Source organism: Streptomyces sp. NPDC003456, from assembly GCF_042878735.1.
GTDB lineage: Bacteria > Actinomycetota > Actinomycetes > Streptomycetales > Streptomycetaceae > Streptomyces.
The window spans coordinates 793830-817022 of sequence record NZ_JBIAOK010000001.1 but is presented as its reverse complement, the minus strand read 5'-3'; the positions used below and the strand labels follow the sequence as shown (position 1 = coordinate 817022).

19 protein-coding genes are annotated in these 23193 nt (G+C 74.3%); 8 read left to right on the top strand and 11 right to left on the bottom strand.

What is annotated here, in order from left to right; translation table 11 throughout:
• Window positions 1–74 precede the first annotated feature (74 nt).
• Window positions 75–278 (top strand): hypothetical protein, encoded by a 204-nt coding sequence (locus ACFYWG_RS03200; RefSeq protein ID WP_376334984.1) that lies wholly within the window; start codon window positions 75–77, stop codon window positions 276–278.
• Window positions 279–353: 75 nt separating this feature from the next.
• On the opposite strand, the gene tgmB is transcribed toward ACFYWG_RS03200, so the two are convergent.
• From tgmB to ACFYWG_RS03185, 3 genes are all read right to left on the bottom strand, one after another.
• Window positions 354–1337 (bottom strand): ATP-grasp ribosomal peptide maturase, encoded by a 984-nt coding sequence (gene tgmB / locus ACFYWG_RS03195; RefSeq protein WP_389198936.1) that lies wholly within the window; start codon window positions 1335–1337, stop codon window positions 354–356.
• Window positions 1338–1352: 15 nt separating this feature from the next.
• Window positions 1353–1544: a putative ATP-grasp-modified RiPP gene (gene tgmA / locus ACFYWG_RS03190; RefSeq protein ID WP_333933193.1), complete on the bottom strand. Its 192-nt coding sequence runs from the start codon at window positions 1542–1544 to the stop codon at window positions 1353–1355.
• A 132-nt stretch (window positions 1545–1676) separates the two neighbouring features.
• Window positions 1677–1988: a YkvA family protein gene (locus tag ACFYWG_RS03185; RefSeq protein WP_376334981.1), complete on the bottom strand. Its 312-nt coding sequence runs from the start codon at window positions 1986–1988 to the stop codon at window positions 1677–1679.
• 247 nt (window positions 1989–2235) lie between these two features.
• On the opposite strand from ACFYWG_RS03185, the gene ACFYWG_RS03180 reads away from it, so the two are divergent.
• Window positions 2236–3858 carry a hypothetical protein gene (locus tag ACFYWG_RS03180; RefSeq protein ID WP_389198933.1) on the top strand — a complete coding sequence of 541 codons (1623 nt, stop codon included), beginning with the start codon at window positions 2236–2238 and terminating at the stop codon, window positions 3856–3858.
• A gap of 3 nt (window positions 3859–3861) precedes the next feature.
• Here ACFYWG_RS03180 and ACFYWG_RS03175 read toward each other — a convergent pair whose 3' ends face one another.
• From ACFYWG_RS03175 to ACFYWG_RS03155, 5 genes are all read right to left on the bottom strand, one after another.
• Window positions 3862–6018, bottom strand: a complete 2157-nt coding sequence (locus ACFYWG_RS03175; protein WP_389198931.1) for a xanthine dehydrogenase family protein molybdopterin-binding subunit — start codon at window positions 6016–6018, stop codon at window positions 3862–3864.
• Entirely contained in the window at window positions 6015–7019 is a 1005-nt protein-coding gene (locus ACFYWG_RS03170; RefSeq protein WP_389198929.1) for an FAD binding domain-containing protein, read from the bottom strand. The genes ACFYWG_RS03175 and ACFYWG_RS03170 overlap by 4 nt, the downstream gene beginning before the upstream one ends.
• A complete protein-coding gene (locus tag ACFYWG_RS03165; RefSeq protein ID WP_383510652.1) occupies window positions 7016–7546 on the bottom strand; it encodes a (2Fe-2S)-binding protein in 531 nt (176 codons plus the stop codon). The genes ACFYWG_RS03170 and ACFYWG_RS03165 overlap by 4 nt, the downstream gene beginning before the upstream one ends.
• A 122-nt stretch (window positions 7547–7668) precedes the next feature.
• Window positions 7669–8817, bottom strand: coding sequence for a hypothetical protein (locus ACFYWG_RS03160; protein ID WP_385414078.1), 1149 nt, complete (start codon window positions 8815–8817; stop codon window positions 7669–7671).
• A gap of 107 nt (window positions 8818–8924) precedes the next feature.
• Window positions 8925–9251 (bottom strand): hypothetical protein, encoded by a 327-nt coding sequence (locus ACFYWG_RS03155; protein WP_376331184.1) that lies wholly within the window; start codon window positions 9249–9251, stop codon window positions 8925–8927.
• Window positions 9252–9767: 516 nt separating this feature from the next.
• Between ACFYWG_RS03155 and ACFYWG_RS03150 the strand changes: the two genes are divergently transcribed.
• Both ACFYWG_RS03150 and ACFYWG_RS03145 read left to right on the top strand, forming a co-directional pair.
• Window positions 9768–11132 (top strand): hemolysin family protein, encoded by a 1365-nt coding sequence (locus ACFYWG_RS03150; protein WP_389198926.1) that lies wholly within the window; start codon window positions 9768–9770, stop codon window positions 11130–11132.
• A complete protein-coding gene (locus tag ACFYWG_RS03145; protein WP_389198924.1) occupies window positions 11129–12151 on the top strand; it encodes a hemolysin family protein in 1023 nt (340 codons plus the stop codon). Before ACFYWG_RS03150 ends, ACFYWG_RS03145 begins: the two co-directional genes overlap by 4 nt.
• A gap of 67 nt (window positions 12152–12218) precedes the next feature.
• On the opposite strand, the gene ACFYWG_RS03140 is transcribed toward ACFYWG_RS03145, so the two are convergent.
• Both ACFYWG_RS03140 and ACFYWG_RS03135 read right to left on the bottom strand, forming a co-directional pair.
• Window positions 12219–12473, bottom strand: a complete 255-nt coding sequence (locus tag ACFYWG_RS03140) for an EF-hand domain-containing protein (RefSeq protein WP_389198922.1) — start codon at window positions 12471–12473, stop codon at window positions 12219–12221.
• 107 nt (window positions 12474–12580) lie between these two features.
• A complete protein-coding gene (locus tag ACFYWG_RS03135; protein WP_389198920.1) occupies window positions 12581–13546 on the bottom strand; it encodes an alpha/beta fold hydrolase in 966 nt (321 codons plus the stop codon).
• A gap of 110 nt (window positions 13547–13656) precedes the next feature.
• Here ACFYWG_RS03135 and ACFYWG_RS03130 point away from each other — a divergent pair, with 110 nt between their 5' ends.
• Together ACFYWG_RS03130 and ACFYWG_RS03125 are read left to right on the top strand one after the other, a co-directional pair.
• A complete protein-coding gene (locus ACFYWG_RS03130; protein WP_383506640.1) occupies window positions 13657–14271 on the top strand; it encodes a TetR/AcrR family transcriptional regulator in 615 nt (204 codons plus the stop codon).
• Window positions 14272–14459: 188 nt separating this feature from the next.
• Window positions 14460–15167: a GNAT family N-acetyltransferase gene (locus ACFYWG_RS03125; protein WP_389198918.1), complete on the top strand. Its 708-nt coding sequence runs from the start codon at window positions 14460–14462 to the stop codon at window positions 15165–15167.
• Window positions 15168–15200: 33 nt separating this feature from the next.
• On the opposite strand, the gene ACFYWG_RS03120 is transcribed toward ACFYWG_RS03125, so the two are convergent.
• The gene (locus tag ACFYWG_RS03120) at window positions 15201–15857 is read right to left on the bottom strand and encodes a class I SAM-dependent methyltransferase (RefSeq protein ID WP_383506634.1); all 657 of its coding nucleotides are present in this window, start codon (window positions 15855–15857) and stop codon (window positions 15201–15203) included.
• A 277-nt stretch (window positions 15858–16134) separates the two neighbouring features.
• Between ACFYWG_RS03120 and ACFYWG_RS03115 the strand changes: the two genes are divergently transcribed.
• Both ACFYWG_RS03115 and ACFYWG_RS03110 read left to right on the top strand, forming a co-directional pair.
• The gene (locus tag ACFYWG_RS03115; RefSeq protein WP_383506631.1) at window positions 16135–20406 is read left to right on the top strand and encodes a HAMP domain-containing protein; all 4272 of its coding nucleotides are present in this window, start codon (window positions 16135–16137) and stop codon (window positions 20404–20406) included.
• Between the two features lie 104 nt (window positions 20407–20510).
• Window positions 20511–23105 carry a SpoIIE family protein phosphatase gene (locus ACFYWG_RS03110; protein WP_383506655.1) on the top strand — a complete coding sequence of 865 codons (2595 nt, stop codon included), beginning with the start codon at window positions 20511–20513 and terminating at the stop codon, window positions 23103–23105.
• Window positions 23106–23193 lie beyond the last annotated feature (88 nt).

The window sequence follows — 23193 nt, the reverse complement described above, 5'->3', positions numbered from 1 at the left end:
CCGGGACATCCTGCCGCCTACACTCGCAGTCTCGGCACCGTACGGAGCCGACGAGCAGAAAGGCACGTTGACGGGTGTTCCAGGATTCCCCCATCTACGACCGACTCATCGCGGAGCGCGGCGATGTCCCCGGACAGGTGCGCCGCGAGGCCGAACGTGTGAGCAGGGAACTGGAGCTGGTCATGCGGCCCTCGCAGTCCCTCGGGTACGACCGGCCCCACTCCCCGGGCGCGGGCTGGCAGCGCGCGGGCATGCTCCCGGGCCCGCGACCCCAGTGACCCCCGCCCGCACCCGGCCGCGCACCACCGGCTGCCCGGACCGCGACGGGCCCGGACACCGCACGGTCACGGCGGTCAACGGACCGTGGTGGCCGAGCCGTTGAACTGCGACGGCACGACCGGGAGCGGGCGCGCCAGCCACTCGCCGATGGTCCGTGCGATCGGCTGGTTCGTCTCCACCTCGACGAACCCGAACTGACCCGACTGGTTGCACTCCAGGAACCACCAGTCCCCGTCCGCGTCCTCGACGAAGTCGAAGGCCCCGTACGCCAGTCCGGCCTCGTGCATGTACGCGCCGACGCCCGGCCCGATGAACGACGGCACCTCCACCGGCAGCCACGGCGAGCCCGGCGCGGCGAACCGCACGTCGACCTCGTCCGGATCGGCGTCCCGGGGCGTCTCCTTCCGCGCGGCCAGCATCCGCTCGCCGACCACCGTCAGCCGGATGTCCGCCCGCTTGCCGATCCGCCGCTGCAGCAGCGTCGGCCCGAACGCCACCGCGGCGAAGTCCGTGTCCGGTGCCACCCGGCTGGTCGGCACCGCCCGGGGCGGATCCTGCGGATGCGCGCCCGACACCGGCTTCACCACCAGGTCCGGATAGCGTTCGGCGAACTCCCGGGCGGCACGCGGGAACGTCGTGATCAGCGTCGCCGGCACGGGCAGGCCGCTCTGCTGGGCCAACCGCAGTTGCCAGGGCTTGTGCCGGGCCCGGCGGGCCGCGTCCGGATGGTTCATCCAGCGCGCGTTCGTGCCCCGCAGCATGCCGTAGAGGGCCTGCGACGCCTCCTCGGTCAGCCAGGAGGACGGATGGGCCGCGTTCCCGGCCGGGGCGCCGGGGCGGCGCACCCAGACCGACCGCAGCCCGGCGAGACTCACCAGCCGCCCCCCGGCGGACAGATGGCCGCGGAACCGGCCGTGCACATACTCACCGGACAGGGCGACCCCGCGGGTCAGGTCGGCGGGGTCGATCCGGACCACCGGGACCCCCGTCGCGTTCAGGTGCACGACCACCATGTCCGCGGTGACGTCCTCCTCGCAGGTGAGGATCAGTACGGTCATCTTCGCTGCCCGTGATCAGTCGTCGAAGTGCGTCTTGGAGCCGGCGGTGGACGTCGTGGTGCCGAACTCCCTCAGCAGGGCGAAGTCGCAGGCGGCGACCCGGCCGTCACGGAGCACGTTCAACTGCTGTCCGGCGTCGTACACGTACGGAATGGCAGCGTCCAACTCCACTGCCGGGCGCGCGTAGTTGAGCGCGAACGGTTGCATCGTCTCTCCCTCGTCGGTGCTGCGCCGGCCGGTCGTCGGTGCGGACACGTGAACGCCCGCCCCGCCGACGGGAATCGGCTTCCAGAGACTTATACGAATCGAACGGGTGGTTGGTTTCCTTACTTTCCGTAGTCATCGCGCCGGGAGGCGGTCCGGCCGGTGATCCGTACTGCGCTCCCGTTCGCCGAGGGAGCCGCGGACAGTGCGCAGAGCAAGGAGCAGGACACCGATGTCGTCCAGGTACACCGGGTCGGGCACCAGGTCGACGGGAAGCACGAAATAGAGCAGCGCGCCCCAGAAGACCCAGCGCGGACCCGCGGGCAGTCCCGCACGCCGCAGATCCCGCCGGGTCCGCACCAGCCGCACGAGGATGCCGACGGCGAAGGCCAGCACGACGGCCGCGAGCACCACGGCCAGAGTGATCACCAGGGTGGTCGTATCCACAGGTCGCCCTCCTCATGGCATGCCGCGACACGGGGTGTCCCTTCCTGGATTCCCGTTTCCGGCGCCTGTATTGCGACCGGACCCGACATGTCGGCCCGTCGGCGGACTTCTCCGCGCGGGCGGGTCATCCCGGTGGCCCACCCGAGTGGCACCCCGTGACACCCGCACCTAGTAATGGTCCACGTAACGTCGCTCGTCACACGACGGGGGGCGCAGGAGCGGCCGCACTCTTCCCACGGAGGCGAGTATGACCACCTGCTCTTCATCACCCCGCTCGAACGAACCTGCCATACCCAGCGAGCCGAACGGGGCCGCCCAGCCGTCCGCCGAGACCACTGCCGCCACCGGCGCGTACCGGGTTCAGCAGACGAGCGTGCAGCCCGCCCCCGGCCCGCACGGGTCCTACGGCCCGCCACCGGCCGGCTACCCGGCCCCGCCCGCCGTGGCACCGGGTTTCCACCCGGCCGCGCCCGCGCACCCCGCGCACGCCGCCCAGGTCCCCCCGGGTGTCGCCCCGCCGGGCGCGGACCGGACCGACCTGCCGGATCCGCCGCCCGAGCCTCCCGCGCCCCCCGGCCAGGACTGGTTCGACCCGGCGGAGGCACCCCCGGCCCCGCCCGCACGGGACCGCGCCGGCCACGCGCCCGCCCGGCCCGCCGCCCCCGACGGGCCGGGCGGCCCGGACCCGGAGCACCGGTCCCCGGCCGTGCCGGACCGGCCCCCCACCGAGCCCGGCCCGCCCGCCGCCGATCCGCGGCAGGGCGCGCAGCACCCGGCACCCGGCGCCGAGGACGCGGACGAGCCGCGCCCCCGGCCGTTCGTCATCCGCTCCCTCGACGACAACCCGGTCGAACTCAGGCCCGGCACCGGCCCGGCCGGCGGCACGCCCTACGGCGACGCGGTCAGCGACCTCGTGCACGCCGCCGTCGCCGACCGGCCGCTGGAGGAGGTCGTCGACCTCATCACCTCGCTGGAGGAGTCGCCCGACCACACGCAGGCCAAGGTCGACGCGCTGCGCACGGCCGGTGTGACCCGGCCCGTGGAGGACGTCTCCCGGCTCATCGCCCTGCTGACCAAGCCCCCGCGCGACGCCGACTGCGCGGACGAGGCCATCCGGGCCGCCGCCGCCCACCGCCCGGTGGAGGAGGTCACCCGGCTGGTCACCCTGCTGCACAAGGAGCCGCAGGAGTCCCACGTCCGCGAGGAGGCCCTGCGCGCCGCCGCCACCGGCAGGTCCGTCGGCGAACTGGTCGAGCTGATCGACCGGTTGGGCCTGGAACGGCTGGACCGCGAGGGGCGCAGGCCGGCCGAACCGGCCCGCACCGGCGGCGAACCGGTCCCGGCCGGGCCCGCGAAGGCCGGCCGCCGCGCGGCGCGCGCCCAGGCGTCCCGGGCGACCCCCCGGACGCCCGAGCGGCCGCGTGCAGGCCATGGGGCGGACCGGCTCGACCGGTACGTGTCCTGGTCCGGCTGGCTCGCCGCCCTGGCCCTGGCCGCATGCGCCGTCGTCCACTTCCCGCTGACCCGCGGGGACGCGTCGCTGCGGATGCACGCGTTCGCGCTCGGCCTGTCCGTGCTGTGCACGGTGCTCGCGCTGCTGCTGGCCCTGCGTCCGGTGGCGCTGGTGCTGGCCGGGGCGGTGCTGGTGCCCACGGTGCTGGCCGGGGCCCAGGCGTACGGGAGTTCCTTCCCGTCCGCCTCGCTGTCCCGGGCCGTGGACCTCGCCCTCGCCCCGCCGTGGCTCGCCGCCGCGGTCGCCGTCTGCGCCGCGCTGCTGTCGCTGGTCGCCCTGGTCTTCCGCGTGCTGGCGCCCATCGCCGCCCGGCAGTGGACGCCCGCTCCGGCCGAGGCGGGCGCCGCAGCGGAGTAAGCCCTACGGCCTCCGCACGGGACCGGATCCGCTCACCGCGGACCCGGTCCCGCCCGCGTCCGGCGTACGCGCACCGAGCAGACCGGCCAGCACCCGGTCCGGTGTCAGGGGGAGTTCACGGAAGCGGACACCGGTGGCGTGGTGCACCGCGTTGCCGATCGCCGCCGCCGTCCCGACGATGCCGATCTCACCGATCCCCTTGCTGCCCATGGGGTTGAGGCGGGAGTCCTCCTCGTCGAGCCAGTGCGCCTCGACCGAGGCCACGTCGGCGTGCACGGGCACGTGGTACGACGCCAGGTCCGACTCGGCGAAGCCACCGGACGCCGCGTCCAGCGTGCTGCCCTCGGTCAGCGCCATGCCCAGGCCCATCGTCATGCCGCCGACGAACTGGGAGCGCGCGGTACGGGCGTTGAGGATGCGCCCGGCCGCGTACACCCCGAGCAGCCGGCGGGTCCTGACCTCCCCGGTGACGGTGTCCACGGCGACCTCCGCGAAATGGGCCCCGAAGGCGTGCCGCGCCCGGTCGCACTCGGCGTCCGCCACCCCCCGGGTGTCCGCCCGGACGTCCAGCCCCCGCTCGGGCAGCGGCCCGGTGTGCTCCGCGAGCCGCCGCGCCAGACCGGCGCAGGCCTCGTGGACCGCCCAGCCCCAGGAGGCGGTGCCGGACGACCCGCCGGCCAGCGGGGCCGACGGCAGGTCCGTGGAGCCGATGTCGACGCGCACCCGTTCCAGCGGCACCCCGAGGGCGTCCTCGCCCACCTGGGCGAGGACGGTCCGGGCGCCCGTGCCGATGTCGGTGGCGTTGATCCGCACCTCGAACGTCCCGTCGGGCAGGGCCCGTACGGCCGCGGTGGAGGGTGCCGCCATGACCGGGTAGGTCGCCGCCGCGACGCCCGTCCCCAGCAGCAGCGCTCCGTCCCGGCGGGCACCCGGGCGGGGATCGCGCCCGGCCCAGCCGAAGCGCCGCGCGCCCTCGCGCAGGCACTCGACCAGGTGGCGGCTGCTGAACGGCCTGCCGCTGTCGGGTTCGGCGTCCGGCTCGTTGCGCACGCGCAGTTCGACCGGGTCCATGCCGAGGGCGCAGGCGAGTTCGTCCATGGCGGACTCCAGCGCGTACATGCCCGGCGCCTCGCCCGGCGCCCGCATCCACGACGGGGACGGCACGTCCAGCGCCGCGACCCGGTGCAGCGTGCGCAGGTTGGGCGCGGCGTACATCACCCGTGCGGGGACCGCCGCCTGCTCGACGAACTCCTTGATGCGGGAGGTGTGGGTCGTCACCTCGTGGCTGAGGGACGCCAGCCGCCCGTCCTCGCCGGCACCGAGCCGCAGCCGGTGCAGGGTGGGGGCGCGGTGCCCGACGACGGCCGGCAGGTACCGGCGCGGCAGGGCCAGGGTCACCGGACGTCCGGTGTGCCGGGCCGCCATCGCCGCGAGCACCACGTCCGGCCGCGGTGTCCCCTTCGACCCGAAGCCGCCGCCGACGTGCTCGGCGGTGACGGTGATCCGCTCCTGGGGAAGGCCGAACAACTGGGCGAGCGCGGCCCGCACGGCGTCGGTGCCCTGGCTGGAGGTGTGCACGGTGAGCCGTCCGTCCTCCCAGCGGGCGGTGCTGGCGTGCGGCTCCATGGGGTGGTTGTGCAGCGGCGGCACCCGGTAGGCGACGTCGACCGTGACGGGCGCGGAGGCGAACGCCGTGTCCGGGTCGCCCTGTTCGCGCACGGCGGGGTGGCCGCCGTTGGCCTTCTCCGGCACGTACACACCCGGATGCGTCTCGCTGAGGACGACGTCGTGCGCCTCGGCGGCGTAGTCGACGCGGACGGCGGCGGCGCCGGCCCGGGCCGCCTCCAGGGTCTCGGCCACCACCAGCGCCACGAACCAGCCGCGGTGCGGCACCCGCGGGCTCTGCAGCACGGCGAGCGTGGGGTCGTCGGGTTCCGCGATCCGCGGCGCGTTCTCGTGGCTGAGGACCGCGAGCACCCCCGGCACGGCCAGGGCGGCCTCCGTGCCGACGCCCGTGACCCGGCCGCGTGCGACGGCAGCCGGCACCGGCCAGGCCTGCGCACGGCCCGGAAGGGGGAACTCGGCGGCGTAGCGGGCGGTGCCGCCGACCTTCTCGTACCCTTCCCGGCGTTCGGCGGGAGCGCCCAGGGTGCCGGTCATGAGGTCCTCCTCGCGAGCGCCGCGTCCGCCACCCGGGACAGCACGTCCACGGCGAGGTTCCGGGCCAGCGGCACCTTGTAGGCGTTGTCGCGCAGCGGCTGCGCGGCGGACAGTTCCCGGTCGACGGCGTGTGCGAACGCGGCCGCCGTGGGAGCGGCCCCGACGAGTGCCTCCTCCGCCCTGCGCGCCCGCCAGGGCCGGTGCGCCAGCGCGCCGAAGGCGAGGCCGGCCCGGGCCACCACCCCGTCCTCCACGCGCAGCACGGCCGCGACGGAGGCGAGGGCGAAGGCGTAGGAGGCGCGGTCGCGGGCCTTGCGGTAGGCCGAGGCGGGGCCGGCGGTGGCGGCGGGCAGCACCACAGCGGTGATCAGCTCCCCCGGACGGATCTCGGTGTCCTGCTCGGGCCGGTCCCCGGGCAGCCGGTGGAAGTCCGCCGCCGCGACGCTCCGGGCTCCCTCGGGGCCGTGCAGGTCGACGCGCCCGTCCAGGGCGGCGAGGGCCACCGCCAGGTCCGACGGGTGGGTGGCGATGCAGTGCTCGGAGTGCCCCAGCACGGCGTGATCGCGGTGGACGCCGTCCCGCGCGCCGCAGCCGCTGCCGGGCTCGCGTTTGTTGCACGGCTCGGACAGGTCCTGGAAGTACGGGCAGCGGGTGCGCTGCAGGAGGTTGCCGCCGGTCGTCGCGGCGTTGCGCAACTGGCCGGAGGCGCCCGCGAGCACCGCCTGCGACAGCGCCGGGTACCGGTCGCGCACCAGGGGGTGGGCCGCGAGGTCGCTGTTGCGGACCGTGGCCCCGATCCGCAGCGCACCGTCCGGCAGTTCCTCCACCGTGTCCAGGGGCAGCCGGGTGACGTCGACGAGCGCGGCGGGCGTCTCGACGCCGAGCTTCATCAAGTCGACGAGGTTGGTGCCGCCACCCAGGTAGCGGGCGCCGCTGTGGGCGGCGTACGCGGCGGTGGCCTCCTCGACGCTCCCGGCGCGGACGTAGGCGAACTCCTTCACGGGATCACGTCCTCGACGGCCTCGGCGATCCGCGGGTACGCGCCGCACCGGCACAGGTTGCCGCTCAGCCGCTCCCGGATCTCCTCCCGGTCCAGCGGCACCGGCTCGCCGGACGGAGCCGCCGGGTCGGTGACGTGCGAGGGGTGCCCGGCCGCCGCCTCGGCGAGCATCCCGGCCGCGGAGCAGAGCTGCCCCGGGGTGCAGTAGCCGCACTGGAAGGCGTCGCGCTCCACGAAGGCCCGCTGCAACGGGTGCGGTTCCTCGCCGTCGGCGTGGAGCCCTTCGACGGTGGTGACCTCGCAGCCGTCCAGGGCGACCGCGAACAGCAGGCAGCTGTTGACGCGCCGCCCGTCGACCAGGACCGTGCAGGCGCCGCACTGGCCGTGGTCGCAGCCCTTCTTCGCACCGGTGAGGCCGAGGTCCTCCCGCAGGAGGTCCAGCAGCACCCGCCGGTGGTCGACGGTGAGGGTGTGGGGTTTGCCGTTGACGCGGAGCGCGGTCTGCGAGTGGTGCCGCTGATTGCCCATGTCGTGGAGGACCTTCCGGGGGGCGGGCCGTACTGCCGTACGCACCGCGTATCCACCAGGACGCACCTGACACGCGCACCCGGGGAAGGACCTCACGCGCTCCGGGGAAGTGCCCTCACGCGTCAGGAGCGGGAAGCCGCCCGTTCCGGCTGCGCTTCCCCGCCGTCCTGGGGTGCGGTGGCCGGGCGCCTGGGCCGGAAGCGCTCCAGCGTCCGCGTGAGCTGCTGCAACGGGGACGCCACCGGCGCCTGCGACGGCTCCCCGCGCGGAGCGGGGGCCTCGCCGGCCTCCTGGTAGGCCGCCAGCGCCTCGTGGGCGCGCTCGGCCGCCTCCCGGTACAGGTCACGCGACTGGGTCATGGCTTCCAGGGCCTCGGCGTACATGGCCACCAGGCCGCGCTGGCGCTCCAGTTCCTCGTGGACCGTCAGCAGGTGCCAGTCCTCGCGCAGTGCGGTGAGGGCCGGCTCGGCGTCGTCCGGGAGGGGCGCCGGCAGCGCGGCGAACCGCCTCACCGCGTCGACCAGGTCGGCCGGTTCCGAACCGTCGAGGTACACGGCGCGCACGGAGAACTCCCCGGCCTCGTAGCCCTCCGGGGCGGGGCTGCCGGGCAGTACGACGGCGCCGCCGCGCGGCACCTGGACACCGAGGTCGCGCAGGGCCCAGTTCAGGCCCCGGTGCTGCTGGGGCGCGGCGTGGTGCTCCACCACGCGGTGGCGCAGGCCCGGCGGCAGCCACCGGGCCAGCGGCACCCGGCCGTGCTCGCCGGTCGTCATCGCCTCGTGCACGACCACGTGGATGTGCCAGCCGCCGCGCACCGCGTCGCGCAGCAGCCGGCGGGTCTCCTTGTCGTCCTCGGGCAGCGGGTTGATCTTCCCCGGGGACAGGCGCACGGCGGCGTCCCGGTCCCAGGCGGTGTCCGGCTCCTGCGGCCAGAAAAGGCTCGTCGGTGAGGGCCACGCGTGGTCCCACGGCCGCTCGGCCTCGGCGATGAGCATCCACTCCTGCTCCGGGCCGTCGCCCGGAGCCGTCCGCACGCTCATGCGGGCGCGCACGGTCACGTCGTCGCCGACGCGCCAGCGGGCCTGGAAGACCCGCTCGGCCGGTGCCGCCGGGTCCTCGGGCAGCTCCAGGAAGTCGTCGATCGCCCCGCTGTCCTTGTGCTGCCGGAGCGAGCGGCGGAGCACGGCCGGCGCGTCGCCCGGGGTGTGCCGGCCGCGTGCCGGCCACACCGTGGCGGGGGTCGGGATACGGGCGGGGGAGGAGGTCGGCATGAGTCCATCTGGGAACGGGGGCACGTGCGGCTGCCAGTATCGTCGCCGCGTTCCGGCGGATGCCACCCGGGGTCCAACCGGCCCGCGCACCCCGTTGACGTACGTGTCTACGAGCCTTCACCTTCCCGGTCCGGGCGCGGCTCGCGTCCCGGGACGATGTCGGTGACGCCGGACTCCTCGGCGGTGTCCTCGCCGCCCGGGCGCGGCGTGCCGCGGCCGCCCGCCTGGCCGCCGCCGGTGGTGCCGTAGCCGCCCGGCACACCGGGGACGCTGTCCGCGTCGGCCTCCTCGCGGCTGATGTGGCGGGTGGCGCGCACGCCCGCGCGCCGCTCCGGGTGGGGGTAGCTGAAGGGGCGGGCGGCGGCGCGCTCCTCCTCCGCCTGCTCCACCTCACGGATCCGGTCGTTGCGTTCTGGAGTGTTTTCCTGGGTCATGCCGGACCGCGTACCCGTGCTGAGCTGTGCCATGTGGGGCAGGGGCGGCGCGATGCCTGCTTCCCGGGCCGCCCTCGGCGGCCCGGGAAGCAGGGGGAGCAGGCACCGGGGCGGGCCGGGGCGCAAAGGAACGGGCGCCGTGCGCGCGGGGTGTGTGCCCTGCGCCCGGGGCGCGGGCCACGAGCTCGTGGTGTGCGCGGCGCGCGCACGCCGGACGATCTCACCCGTGGTCGTCCGTCCGGGTGATCCCCAGAATGGTCCGCACGGGCAGGGCCCGCCCACCATCCGCATCGGGGCGGGTCCTGCCCGCCGGCCGTCGGTGCGCGACCTGCCCCCGTGCGGTGCTTTGCCGCTCCTTTACAGTGGGTGTAGAAGCAGGCAGTCTGCTGCCACCCCTGTGTTCCCAGGCGTTTCTAGAAGGAGCGACGATCTCCCGATGGGTGATCCCCCCAGTGGCGAACGTGCCGGTGCCCGCCGTCCGCGATCCGCGGCCCCGCAGGGGAGGGGGGTGGCACGGTGACCGAGATCCTGCTGCTGCTGGCGGCCCTCCTGCTGACCCTGGCCTGCGCGGTGTTCGTCGCCGCCGAGTTCTCCCTGACCACGGTCGAGCGCGGTGAGCTGGAGCGCGCGGCGGAGGCCGGCGAGCGGGGCGCCGACGGCGCGCTGAAGGCCGTACGGCATCTGACCCTGCAGCTGTCCGGAGCCCAACTCGGCATCACGGTCACCTCGTTGGTCATCGGCATGCTCGCCGAGCCGTCCCTCGCCGTGCTGCTGCGCGGTCCGCTGGCCGCGGCCGGCCTGGGCGGCGCCGCCCCGTCGGCGGCGACCGTGCTGGGCGTGGTGCTGTCCACCGTGGTGCTGATGGTGGTCGGCGAACTCGTGCCGAAGAACTGGGCGATCTCGCGGCCGCTGGCCGTCGCGAAGGTCGTCGCGGGGCCGCAGCGCCTGTTCACCGCCGCCTTCGGTCCCTTCATCGGGCATCTGAACGGCACCGCCAACCGCTTCGTCCGCCGTGTCGGCCTGGAACCGGCGGACGAACTGGACTCCGCCCGCACCCCCGAGGAACTGGCCGCGCTGGCCCGGCACTCCGCGGCCGAGGGGGCCCTGGAGGCGGACTCCGCCGAACTCTTCGTGCGGACCCTGCACTTGAGCGAGCTGACCGCGCAGAACGTGATGACCCCGCGGGTCGACGTGAAGGCGCTGGAGGTGCACGCCACGGCCGCCGACGCGGCCAATCTCAGCCACGCCACCGGACTGTCCCGCTTCCCGGTCCACCGCGACGGCCTCGACCAGGTGGTCGGCACCGTCCACATCCGCGACGTGCTCGCGCTGGATCCGCAGCGGCGGGCGGTCACCCCGGTCACCGAACTGACCACGCCCCCGCTGCTGGTGCCCGACAGCCTGCCGGCCGATCGCCTGCTGGAACGCATGCGCGCCGGGCGCACCATGGCGGTCGTGGTCGACGAGTACGGCGGCACGGCCGGGGTGGCCACGGTCGAGGACATCGTCGAGGAGGTCGTGGGCGAGGTGCGCGACGAGCACGACCCGGTCGAGGCACCCGACCTGGTGCCCGGCTCGGCGACCGGTGACGGCCGCGCCGTGTGGGAGGCGGGCGGCGGTGTCCGCATCGACCGGCTCGCCACCGTCGGGCTCACCGTCCCCGACGGGCCCTACGAGACCGTCGCCGGTCTGGTCGCCACGCGGCTCGGGCGCATCCCCGCCGAGGGCGATGTGCTGGAACTCGACGGCTGGGCGCTGGAGGTGCTGGAGGTCGAGCACCACCGCGCCGACCGGATCCGCCTCACCGCGCCGCCCTCGGCCGCCCCGCCCTCCCGGTCCGCGGCCGCCCTGCCCGCCCAGCCCACGGGGGAGTCCCGGTGACCGTCCTGCAACTTGCCCTGGGTGCCTTGACCCTGCTCACCAACGCGTTCTTCGTCGGCGCGGAGTTCGCCCTGGTGTCCGTGCGCCGCAGCCGGGTCGAGCCGCGCGCCGCGACCGGCGACACACGCGCGCGCAGGACGCTGTGGGCGCTGGAGCACCTCTCCTCGATGATGGCCACGGCCCAGCTCGGCATCACCGTGTCCTCGCTGGTCCTGGGCGCCGTCGCCGAGCCGGCCATCGCGCACCTGCTGGAGCCCGCCTTCGAGGCCGCCCGGGTCCCGGACGGCCTGGTCCACCCGATCGCGTTCGTCATCGCGCTCGCCCTCGCCACGTATCTGCACATGCTGATCGGCGAGATGGTCCCGAAGAACATCGCGCTCGCGGCGCCGGTGCCCACCGCCCTGCTCCTGGCCCCGCCGCTGGTGGCTTTGACCCGCGCCCTGCGCCCGTTCGTCCTCGGCATCAACGCCGTCGCGAACGGGCTGCTCGGACTGCTGCGCGTCGAGCCCAAGGACGAGGTCGAGTCGGTGTTCACCGACGACCAGCTCGCCCGCATGGTCGTGGACTCCAGCGAGGCCGGGCTGCTCGGCCCGGCCGACGGCGAGCGGCTGCGCGACGCGCTGGAGCTCGGCACCCGCCCGGTCGGCGAGATCCTGGTCCCCGCGCAGCGGATGCGCACGGTGGACCACACGATCACCCCCGCCGGGCTGGAGCGGACCGCCGCCGAGGCCGGGTACTCCCGCTTCCCCGTCACCGGCCTCGGAGGCGCCCTGCTGGGCTACCTGCACATCAAGGACACCCTGGGCGTCACCGACCGGGACCGGCCCTTCCCGCGCTCCGCGCTGCACAAGGTCACCCGCGTCCGCATCGACACGCCGCTGGACGACACGCTCACCGCGCTGCGCGCCGAGGGCAGCCACCTGGCGGCCGTCCTCGGCCAGAGCGGAAAGGTGATCGGCTTCGTCACGATGGAGGACGTCCTGACCGAACTGGTCGGCCCCGCCCCGGCCCCGGCCTGAGCACGGTCGCGCACGAAGGGCGCGCGACGCGGCCCGGCCGCCGGGCGGCCGGGCCGCGTCGCCGGTGTCAGCTCCAGCCGAAGCGGCGGTCGACGACCGCCGTGAACTCCTCGACGGTCAGGAGCGAGTCGCCGTTCTGGTCGGCCGTGTCGAACAGCGCCGAGGACGCTTCGGCGTCCTGCACGCCCCACACCGGCAGCACGCCCGACGCGGCGAGGGAGGGTCCCTTCGTGCGCAGCGCGACGATCACCTCTTCCCGGGTGAGCATCCCGTCCTGGTCGAGATCCAGCGCCTCGAACAGTGCGCGGCCCTTCTCGCTCATCCTGGTCCCCGTCGTGTGTCCGGCGGGCGGTCGGTCCGTCCCGCTCTGCAGGAAGGACGTCCGGCCTGCGGCCGGGGTTGCGCCCGCCGGACGATTCCCCGCGCGGCTCAGGCGGCCCGGTGCCGGACGCCCGGCCCCTGCTCCGGGCCCCGCGTATGCCGCAGGATCTCGTCGGCCAGGCGGGCGTCCAGTGCCCTGGGCAGGGTGTGGCCCATGCCCTCGACCATGACCAGCCGGGCTCCGGGAACGGCGGCGGCCGTCGCCTCGGCGTGCGCGGGCGGGAACATCGGGTCCTCGGTGCCGTGCAGCACCAGGGTGGGTGCGGTCACGGACGCCAGCTCCGCCGTGGCCCCGGACCCCGCGGCTCCGGCGAGCGTGTGGTGGAGGCCGGCCCGCAGATCGCGCGCCCGCTCGTACACCCGTCGCTCCGTCGCGCGGTACTCGTCCTCGTGGAACGGCAGCACCGGTCCGTGCAGCACCCGCCACAACGGCAGCCGGGCGGCCAGATACTGCTCCGGCCCGGCCTCGGGGTCGGGCAGCTTCGAGACGAGCGCGGCCAGCAACTCCGGAGACGGGGGCGGGAGTTCGCCGGGTAGGGCGGGAGCCCCCTCCAGCGCCCGGCGTACCGCGCCCGCCGTGTCCGTGCCGAGCGGCTGGGACGACAGGCTCGTCAGCGTCAGCACGCGGTCCGGACGGGAGACGGCCAGACGCTGAGCGATGATCCCGCCGAGGGACGCACCCACCAGATGGGCTCGCCGGGCGCCGAACGCGTCCAGTACGGCGAGGGCGTCGGACGCCATGTCCGCGACCGTGTACGGATGGGCGGCGAAGTCCACCACGGAGGAGCGCCCGGTGTCGCGGTGGTCGTAGCGGACGACCCGCAGTCCTCCGTCGACCAGCCGGCGGACGATCCCGTCGTTCCACTGGATCCCCTGGGCCTGCGCTCCCATCACCAGCAGCACCGGCGGACGGTCCGGGTGCCCGAACTCCTCCGCCCACAGCTCGATCTCGCCCGCGCGCACGTACCGCTCACGGCCCGTGAGGTATTCGTGTTCGTTTCTATTTTCCTGCATGGTCGTTCAAGATAATGGCGGTGGGCGGGCGGCGCACCGGGTTTTTCCGGCGCGGGGCGGCGATGGCAACGCGTTGGACGAGGCAGGGGTCCGCCGGGCAACCTGATCGCATGGCAGGAGTCAAGGGGCAGGTGCAGCAGCGCGGTGTGGCGCGCCGGCGCGCCATGGTGGATGCCGCGATCGAGCTCTTCGCACGTCAGGGCGTGCGCGGCACCGGAGTGGCCGCGATCGCCGAGCGCGCGGGCGCCACGCCCTCGGCCCTCATCCACCACTTCGGCAGCAAGGACGGGCTCGTGCGCGCCGTCCTGGAGGAGGCCGACCGGCGCGCCCTGGAACGGCTGTCCGTTCCCCGGGACGCCGAACCCACTCTCGACCAGGCCTTCGACTGGTTCGTGCGGGACGCCGAGCACACCGCCGCCACCGACGGCCGGCTGGCGGCGCTGCACGTGACGCTCACCGCCGAGAACCTGGAACCGGGCTCCGCGCTGCACACCTGGTTCCGGGACCGCGGCCGGGCCCTGCGCGGCCATCTCGCCACCCTGTTCACCCGTGCCGTGGCCGACGGCTCGGCCCGGGCGGGCCTCGATCCGGAGGTCCTCGCGGCGGAGACGGCCGCCTTCCTCGAAGGCGCCCACCTGCTGTGGCTGCTCGACCCGGAGCGGGTCGACCTGGTGGCCCTGCACCGCGGCTACTTCGAGGGCCTGTCCGCACGTCTGCGCCCGTGAACCGCGCAGGGCCGGCCGGGACGCGCGACCGCACGCCCGCACAGGCGGTCACCCCGCGCCCAACGCCCCCAGGACCGACCGTACCGGCCTTCGGGGCCGCTGACTACGATGAATCCCCGGCATCGGCCGACACCGTGCCGGCCCACCGGTCGGCCCGTTCACGAGCAGGGCAGGAGAGGCGCAGCGCGATGACGGTTCCCGGGGACACGGCCGTACTCGACGACCCCGTGGCCGCCTCGCTCCACGGCCACCACGCCCACCTCGCCCGCCGGCTGGGCGGAGCCGTCACCTACCTACCGGACGTCGCGACCTTCTCCGCGGTGGCCGCCGGGCCGGACGCCGCCGCCTGGGCCGACCTCGCCGGACTGCTCGGCGGCGGTGCGTTCGCCGACCTGTTCAGCTGCCCGGTCCTGCCCCCGCCGGACTGGCCCGAGGTCTTCGTCCTCGAAGGCCGGCAGATGGTCTGGACGGGCGACGACGACCCCGGCGCCCTCGATGCCGCTCCCGACGCGGGCATCGCCGAGCTGGGCGCGGAGCACGTGCCCGGCATGCTCGCCCTCGTCGAGCGGACCCGGCCGGGACCCTTCCGCCCCCGCACCCGTGAACTCGGCATCTACCTGGGCGTGCAGGACGGGGACGCCCTGGTGGCGATGGCGGGCGAACGGCTGCGGCCCCCCGGCTGGACCGAGATCAGCGCGGTCTGCACGGCGCCCGAGGCGCGGGGACGCGGCCACGCCGTACGCCTGATCCGCGCGCTCGTCACGCGGATCCTGGCCCGCGGCGAACGCCCCTTCCTCCACGTGGCCGAGGCCAACACCGGCGCGATCGCCCTCTACGAACGGCTCGGCTTCACCACGCGCAGGCAGGTGACGTTCCGCGGGTTCCGCACGCCGTGAGCCGCGGGGCGGGGCGCTCCGGCCCCACCGGCGTCACCCCGCCCCGGCAGCGGCCGGCAGCCTGCGGCAGTGCAGGAACAGATGCGGCTCCGGCTGCGCGTCCGGATGGTCGGGAGTGAACAGGACCTCGTCCCGGTCCAGCACCTCCAGACCGGCCTCCTCCGCCACGGCGGCGAAGTCCTCGGCGCCGAAGCTGCTCACCCGCACCGGATGCCCCATGAAGACGCCCTCGACGTCCTCCAGGTCGATGGGCACCGTGGCCAGGACCGCATGGCCCGACGGGGTCAGCGCCCGCACCAGCCGCCGCACCACGTCCGCCTGCTCCGCCCGGGACAACTGCAGCAGTGAGAAGTACACACAGACCGCGTCGAACGAACCGTCCGCCAGCGGCACGTCACGGATGTCCGCGCACCGGAAGGACGCGGCCGGCACCTGGCGGGCGGCCAGCTCGACCATGACGGGGGAGACGTCGATCCCGAGCACCTCGTGTCCGGCCGAGGCCAGGGTCTGCGCGGTGGGCCTTCCCGTGCCGCTGCCCACGTCCAGCACCCGGCTGCCCGGCGCGAGCCGTCCCAGCAGCCACTCCAGCGAGCGCCGGTGCGCCGGTGCCCCGGCGAACGCCTTCTCGTAGGCGGTGCCCAGCGCGTCGAAGACGGCCCCGGGCCGCGGGCGCCCCTGCTGATCGGTCACGACGGTCCTCCGGGTGGGTCGATGCCGGTGCCGCGCATAGTTCCACCGCAGCCGAACCGTAAACAAGAGCGCCTGCCCCCGCGCGGCGCGGCCGCCCGTGCTCGCGCCCCACGCTTTGTTCAGGCCCCGAAACGTGGGTTAACCTGCGGCGTATTTCCACATCACACACATGTACGTGACCGTGGGATGGAGCACGGCAGCCGGGCCGTCGGTTCGGCCCGGGGTTGTTGCGAGTCCTCGGCTATGAGGACTCCTGGGGAGCGGAACGAGGGTGCGCATGACCAGCGACAGCACTGGGGCCGTCGACGCGGTGCCGGGCGACCAGGAGCTGCGACGGCTCCTGGCCGGCCTGACCGCCGTGCGGGACGGTGACTTCGGTACCCGCCTGCCGGACGACGCCGACGGCCTCATGGGCGACATCGCCAAGGTCTTCAACGGCATGGTGGACCAGCTCTCCGTCTTCACCTCCGAGGTGACCCGGGTCGCCCGCGAGGTCGGCACCGAAGGGACGCTCGGCGGGCAGGCCGAGGTCCCGGGCGTCTCGGGCACCTGGGCCGACCTGACCGACTCGGTCAACGCCATGGCGGGCAACCTCACCACCCAGGTGCGTGACATCGCCCAGGTGGCCACGGCCGTGGCCAAGGGCGACCTCTCCCAGAAGATCGACGTGCCCGCCCGCGGCGAGATCCTCCAGCTGAAGGAGACCGTCAACACGATGGTCGACCAGCTGTCGGCGTTCGCGGACGAGGTCACGCGGGTGGCTCGCGAGGTCGGCAGCGAGGGACGCCTCGGCGGCCAGGCGCAGGTGCCCGGCGTCGCCGGTGTCTGGCGCGATCTCACCGACTCCGTGAACCACATGGCGGGCAACCTCACCAGCCAGGTCCGCTCCATCGCCCAGGTCACCACGGCGGTGGCCGAGGGCGACCTCTCCCAGAAGATCACCGTGGACGCGCGCGGGGAGATCCTGGAGCTGAAGAGCACCATCAACACGATGGTCGACCAGCTGTCCGCGTTCGCGGACGAGGTCACGCGGGTGGCCCGCGAAGTGGGCACCGAGGGCCGCCTCGGCGGCCAGGCGGACGTCAAGGGCGTCAAGGGCACCTGGCGCGATCTCACCGACTCGGTGAACTTCATGGCCGGCAACCTCACCGGCCAGGTCCGCAACATCGCGCTCGTCGCGACCGCCGTCGCCAAGGGCGACCTGTCCCAGAAGATCACCGTGGACGCGCGCGGGGAGATCCTGGAGCTGAAGAGCACCATCAACACGATGGTCGACCAGCTGTCCGCGTTCGCGGACGAGGTCACGCGGGTGGCCCGCGAAGTGGGCACCGAGGGCCGCCTCGGCGGCCAGGCCCAGGTGCGCGGCGTGTCCGGGACCTGGAAGGACCTCACCGACAACGTCAACGTGATGGCCTCCAACCTCACCGGCCAGGTCCGCTCCATCGCCCAGGTCGCCACCGCCGTGGCGCGCGGCGACCTGTCGCAGCGGATCACCGTCGAGGCCAAGGGCGAGGTGGCCGCGCTCGCCGAGGTCATCAACACGATGGTCGACACGCTCTCGGCGTTCGCCGACGAGGTGACCCGCGTGGCCCGCGAGGTGGGCACCGAGGGCCGGCTCGGCGGCCAGGCGCACGTGCCGAATGTCGCCGGCACCTGGAAGGACCTCACCGACAACGTCAACTCGATGGCCAACAACCTCACCGGCCAGGTGCGCAACATCGCGCTGGTGACGACCGCCGTGGCCAAGGGCGACCTGTCGAAGAAGATCGACGTCGACGCCCGCGGCGAGATCCTCGAACTCAAGACGACGATCAACACGATGGTCGACCAGCTGTCCGCGTTCGCCGACGAGGTCACCCGCGTGGCCCGCGAGGTCGGCACCGAGGGCCGCCTCGGCGGCCAGGCCGAGGTCGAGGGCGTCTCCGGCACCTGGAAGCGCCTCACGGAGAACGTCAACGAACTCGCGGGCAACCTCACCCGGCAGGTGCGGGCCATCGCCGAGGTGACCAGCGCGGTCGCCGAGGGCGACCTGACCCGGTCGATCAACGTGGAGGCCTCCGGCGAGGTCGCCGAGCTCAAGGACAACATCAACTCGATGGTGGAGTCCCTGCGCGAGACCACCCGGGCCAACCAGGAGCAGGACTGGCTCAAGACCAACCTGGCCCGCATCTCCGGGCTGATGCAGGGCCACCGCGACCTGCCCGTCGTCGCCGAGCTGATCATGGACGAGCTGGTGCCGCTGGTGTCGGCCCAGTACGGCGCCTTCTACCTCGCCGAGGACGGCGAGGACGGTCCCGAGCTGCGGCTCGTCGGCTCCTACGGCTACCCGGAGGACACCACCCGGCCCACCCGGATCGCCTTCGGCCGCACCCTGGTCGGCCAGGCCGCGCGCAGCCGGCGCACCATCGCCGTCGACGAGCTGCCGCCGGACTACGTCACCATCTCCTCGGGGCTCGGCCAGGTCGTGCCGACCGCGCTGGTGCTGCTGCCCATCGTGGTCGAGGGCCAGGTCCTCGGCGTCATCGAGCTGGCGTCCGTCACCCCCTTCACGCAGATCCACCGGGACTTCCTCACCCAGCTGATGGAGACTCTCGGCGTCAACCTCAACACGATCGTGGCCAACGCCCGCACCGACGAGCTGCTCGTCGAGTCGCAGCGCCTCACGGTCGAACTCCAGGCCCGCTCCACCGAGCTGCAGGTGCAGCAGGAGGAACTCCAGCGCTCCAACGCCGAACTGGAGGAGAAGGCCTCGCTGCTCGTGGCGCAGAACCGCGACATCGAGGCGAAGAACCTGCAGATCGAGCAGGCCCGGCAGGAACTGGAGACCCGCGCCCAGCAGTTGTCGCTGGCCTCCAAGTACAAGTCGGAGTTCCTGGCCAACATGAGCCACGAGCTGCGCACCCCGCTCAACAGCCTGCTGATCCTGGCCCAGCTGCTCGCGCAGAACCCCTCGCGCAACCTCACGCCCAAGCAGGTCGAGTACGCCCAGATCATCCACTCCGCCGGCTCCGACCTGCTCCAGCTGATCAACGACATCCTCGACCTGTCGAAGGTCGAGGCCGGCAAGATGGACGTCAGCCCGGAGCGGGTGGCGCTGCGCCAGCTCATCGAGTACGTCGAGGTCACCTTCCGGCCGATGACGACGCAGAAGAGCCTGGACTTCACGGTGTCGACGGCCGCCGGCTCGCCCGCCGACCTCCTCACCGACGACTCCCGGCTGCGGCAGGTGCTGCGCAACCTGCTCTCCAACGCCGTGAAGTTCACCGAGCAGGGCTCCGTGGAGCTGCGCATCGAACCGGCAGCGGACGACGAGGTGCCCGAGGGCGTGGTCCGGGGCGGCGCCGTGGTGGCCTTCCGCGTGAAGGACACCGGCATCGGCATCCCGGAGCAGAACCTGGAGACGATCTTCGGGGCGTTCCAGCAGGCGGACGGCACCACGAGCCGCAAGTACGGCGGCACCGGCCTGGGCCTGTCCATCACGCGGGAGATCGCCCAGCTCCTCGGCGGCGCCGTGACCGTGGACAGCACACCCGGCCAGGGCAGCACCTTCACGCTGTACCTGCCGGTGGCGCGGCCCGACTTCGAGGAACTGCTCAACCACGGCCGGGCCCCGGAGCGGTCCTCCGCCGAGCCGCTGCCGCAGGGCTCGTCCCAGCCGGCGCCCGTGCCCCAGATCGGGCCCGGACCGCGGCCCCGGCGACTGCTCGTCGTGGAGGAGCGGCCGCGCGGCCTGCTCACCCTCGTCGCCGAGAGCGTCGTCGCCGACCTGGCGCACGGCCGCGCCGACAGCGGGCAGCGGCCCGCGGTCGACGTCATCACCGCCGTCGGCGCGCAGGAGGCGGCCGGGGCGCTCGCGGCCGACCCGTGCCACTGCGTGGTCCTGGAACTCGGCATGGGCGACGGCGAGGCGTCCCGGTTCCTCCAGGCCCTCGAAGGCGACTCCGCCCTGACCAGCGTGCCGGTGCTCGTGCACAGCAGCCACCCCGCCGACGTCGCGCTGGACGAGACCCTGCGCGCCCGCTCGGCCGCCGGGGCGCTGGAGCTGCTGTCCAGCCTCGACGAGCTGCGCGAGCGGATCGCCCTGCACCTGTCGGCCGAGGAACCCGGCGACGTACTGTCGCTGGTGCGGCCCGAGGAGGCGCAGCCGCTGACGCCGCCGGTGGTCGACGACGCCTCGGCGGGCCGCACGGTCCTCGTCGTCGACGACGACGCGCGCAACCTCTTCGCCCTCAGCGGCATCCTGGAGCTGCACGGCTTCCGGGTGCTGCACGCGGAGAACGGGCGCCGGGGCATCGAGACGCTGGTGAACAACCCGGACGTCGCCATCGTTCTGATGGACGTGATGATGCCGGAGATGGACGGGTACACGGCCACCGCGGAGATCCGCAAGATGCCGCAGTACGCCGACCTGCCGATCATCGCCGTCACGGCGAAGGCGATGCCCGGCGACCGGGACAAGAGCATCGCCTCGGGCGCCAGCGACTACGTCACCAAGCCCGTCGACACACGCGACCTCATCGCCTGCGTGCGCCGCTGGCTGCCCGTGTGAGCACGCCGGCGCCCGACCCGCACACCCGCGGGCCGGGCGCCCCGCAGGGCCAGCCGTTCCGCGCCGCTGGGGCGCTGAAGCCGAGGAGCATCGAGACCGTGAGCATGTCCGAGCAGCCGCGTGAACCCGACGGGGAAGCCGGGGCGCAGCGCGACGCCGCCGGGAGCCCGACGCCCTCGCTCCCGCCGTCCGCACCCGACGGGCCGTCGTCACCCACCGCCGAGGGCGCCGACGCCGAGCCGGAGACCCCGCAGCGACAGCCCGGCACCCCGGCCGGGGACGCGGCGGACTCCGACGTGTCCGGACTCCTCGCCGACGCCGACCTCCTCCTGCCCGACGGGCCGCCCGCCGACCTCACGGGCGTCTCACCGGCCTCGCCCGTGGGCCGGCTGGCCGCCACCGTGGAGCGGCTCAGCCGCGAGGTCCGCGCCGCCCAGGCGGAGGCCGAGGGCCGCGCCCTGATCGAGCTGGCCAAGGGCGTCCTGATCGAACGGCTCGGCTGCGGCCCGGCCCAGGCCGCACGGCAGCTCGCCGAGCTGGCCGAGCAGACCCAGCTCAGCCCTCTGGAACTGGCCGTCGACGTCATCAACCAGGCCGCCCGGGACCGGATGTCGGAGGTGACGGACGCGTTCCTCGCCGCCACCAAGGCCGCCGACGAGGCCGAGGCCGAGTCGGCCGCCGTACGGCTGCGCGCCGCCGAGAGCGGTGTGCTGGCCGCGGACGACGCCCAGGCCGTCGCCGACGCCCTGCTGGAGCAGGCGCTGCGCCCCCTCGGCGCGGCGGCCGTGGCCATATGGGCCGCGGGCCCCGACGGCTCGCTGACCCTGGCGGGCAGCGCCGGCTTCTCGCCGGCCGAGGCCACGCGCTGGCGCTACGTCCCGCCGGACGTGGTCACCGTGGCGCGGCGCGGCCTCATGGAGCGCGAGGGCCAGTGGATCACCAGCCTCGGCCGCACCGGCCTGCCCAGCATCGGTCTGCACCACCACCCGGACGGCGGCCGGGCCGCCCTGCCCGCCGGCACCGGAGGACGCATCCACGGCGTGCTGGAGATCGCCTGGCCCGATCCGCTGGAGCCGCAGCCCCCGCAGATCGTCCGCCAGGTCGAGGCGCTGGCCGAACTGTGCGCCCACACGCTGGAGATGTACACGCCGCTGCCCGCGGGCGCGACGGAACCGCGGGTCCTGCCGGACGCCGCCGAGCTGATGGACCTGGCCGACGGCCTGCACGACCCCGCCCTCGTGCTCGTGCCGCACCTGGACGCCGACGGCCACCTGGTGGACTTCCGCATCCAGCACGTCAACAACCGCTTCCTCGACCCGGCCGGCCGCCCCCGGGCCGTCGTCAGCGGCGCGCTGCTGCTCGAGGCGTACCCCATGGCCGTCGGCGAGAGCGAGCTGTTCCAGCGCGTCGAGCGCGTGTACGCCACCGGTGAGCCCTTCCGGGCCCGCCGGATGAACCTCACCGCCCTCGTCGACCAGGTGCCCCTGTCGGCCGTCGCCGACATCAGCATCAGCCGGCACGGCTCCTCGGTGCTGCTCATCTGGCGCATCGAGGACGAGACCGCGCGGCTGGCGAGCCTGCTGCAGAACGCCCAGCGCCTCGGCCGCATCGGCGGCTTCGAGGAGAACGTGCTGACCGGCGAGATCACCTGGAACGGGCAGCTGTTCGACCTCTACGGACGGCCCCACACCAGCACGCCCGTGCCGCTGGAGGAGCTGCCCGTCCACGCGCACCCGGACGACGGCGTCTCCATCCGCCGCTTCCTGCGCACCGTGCTGCACCACCGGCGGCCCGCGGCCGCCGCCTTCCGGCTGCAGCGCCCGGACGGGGTGACCCGCCACATCCGCATCGTCGCCGAGCCCGTGCTCGACACCGACGACCGGCTGCTGCTGATCCGCGGCGCCTGCCAGGACATCTCCTCGCAGCACTGGACCGAGGTCGCGCTCGCCGCCACCCGGGACCAGCTCGCCCACACCGAGCAGCAGGCCACCGAACGCAACCGGCTGACCCTCCAGCTGCAGCACGCCATCATGCCCCCGACCCAGGCCCCGCTGCAGGTGTCCGGACTCCAGGTCGCCGTACGCTACCGGCCCGCGGAGACCGAGCAACTGGTCGGCGGCGACTGGTATGACACCGTCGTCCTGCCGACCCGGCAGGTGCTGCTGTGCGTCGGGGACGTCGCCGGGCACGGCATCGAGGCGGCCACCAGCATGGTCGTCCTGCGCAACGCGCTGCGCGGCCTGGCCGTGACCGGTGCCGGACCAGCCCAGCTGCTGTCCTGGCTCAACATCGTCGCCCACCACCTGACCGGCGCCGTCACGGCGACAGCGGTGTGCGGGCTGTACGACCCGGTCCACCGGACCCTGCGCTGGGCCCGGGCCGGGCACCTGCCGCCCGTCCTCGTCCGGGACACCGACGCGCAGCCGCTGCCCCTGGTCAAGGGCCTGCTGCTCGGTGCCGTCCCCGAGGCGACGTACGAGGAGACGGAGATCCAGCTGGCGCCCGAGGACACCCTGCTGATGTACACGGACGGCCTCATCGAGCGCCGGGACCGGCCGGTGGAGGAGTCCCTGACCCAGCTGCTGACCACGGCCCGGTCGGCCCCCACCACGCTCGACCAGCAGCTGGACCGCCTGCTGACCTACAGCAAGTCCGACACCGACGACGACACGTGCATCGTGGGCATCCGGGTGGGCTGAGGGGTGCCGCCCGGGCGGCTCGTTCGCTGCCCGCCCCCGTGGCGCGCGTGTGACGCGCGCTGCCCCGAAGCCGGTCCGGCCTCGGACC

What these genes read in the sequence shown, in the direction of transcription:
- ACFYWG_RS03160 (WP_385414078.1), bottom strand. Translation starts at nt 8,817, where the DNA reads ATGCCGACCTCCTCCCCCGCCCGTATCCCGACCCCCGCCACGGTGTGG.
- ACFYWG_RS03130 (WP_383506640.1), top strand. Translation starts at nt 13,657, where the DNA reads ATGGCAGGAGTCAAGGGGCAGGTGCAGCAGCGCGGTGTGGCGCGCCGG.
- ACFYWG_RS03140 (WP_389198922.1), bottom strand. Translation starts at nt 12,473, where the DNA reads ATGAGCGAGAAGGGCCGCGCACTGTTCGAGGCGCTGGATCTCGACCAG.
- ACFYWG_RS03165 (WP_383510652.1), bottom strand. Translation starts at nt 7,546, where the DNA reads ATGGGCAATCAGCGGCACCACTCGCAGACCGCGCTCCGCGTCAACGGC.
- ACFYWG_RS03110 (WP_383506655.1), top strand. Translation starts at nt 20,511, where the DNA reads ATGTCCGAGCAGCCGCGTGAACCCGACGGGGAAGCCGGGGCGCAGCGC.
- ACFYWG_RS03125 (WP_389198918.1), top strand. Translation starts at nt 14,460, where the DNA reads ATGACGGTTCCCGGGGACACGGCCGTACTCGACGACCCCGTGGCCGCC.
- ACFYWG_RS03135 (WP_389198920.1), bottom strand. Translation starts at nt 13,546, where the DNA reads ATGCAGGAAAATAGAAACGAACACGAATACCTCACGGGCCGTGAGCGG.
- ACFYWG_RS03180 (WP_389198933.1), top strand. Translation starts at nt 2,236, where the DNA reads ATGACCACCTGCTCTTCATCACCCCGCTCGAACGAACCTGCCATACCC.
- tgmA (WP_333933193.1), bottom strand. Translation starts at nt 1,544, where the DNA reads ATGCAACCGTTCGCGCTCAACTACGCGCGCCCGGCAGTGGAGTTGGAC.
- ACFYWG_RS03155 (WP_376331184.1), bottom strand. Translation starts at nt 9,251, where the DNA reads ATGACCCAGGAAAACACTCCAGAACGCAACGACCGGATCCGTGAGGTG.
- ACFYWG_RS03115 (WP_383506631.1), top strand. Translation starts at nt 16,135, where the DNA reads ATGACCAGCGACAGCACTGGGGCCGTCGACGCGGTGCCGGGCGACCAG.
- ACFYWG_RS03175 (WP_389198931.1), bottom strand. Translation starts at nt 6,018, where the DNA reads ATGACCGGCACCCTGGGCGCTCCCGCCGAACGCCGGGAAGGGTACGAG.
- tgmB (WP_389198936.1), bottom strand. Translation starts at nt 1,337, where the DNA reads ATGACCGTACTGATCCTCACCTGCGAGGAGGACGTCACCGCGGACATG.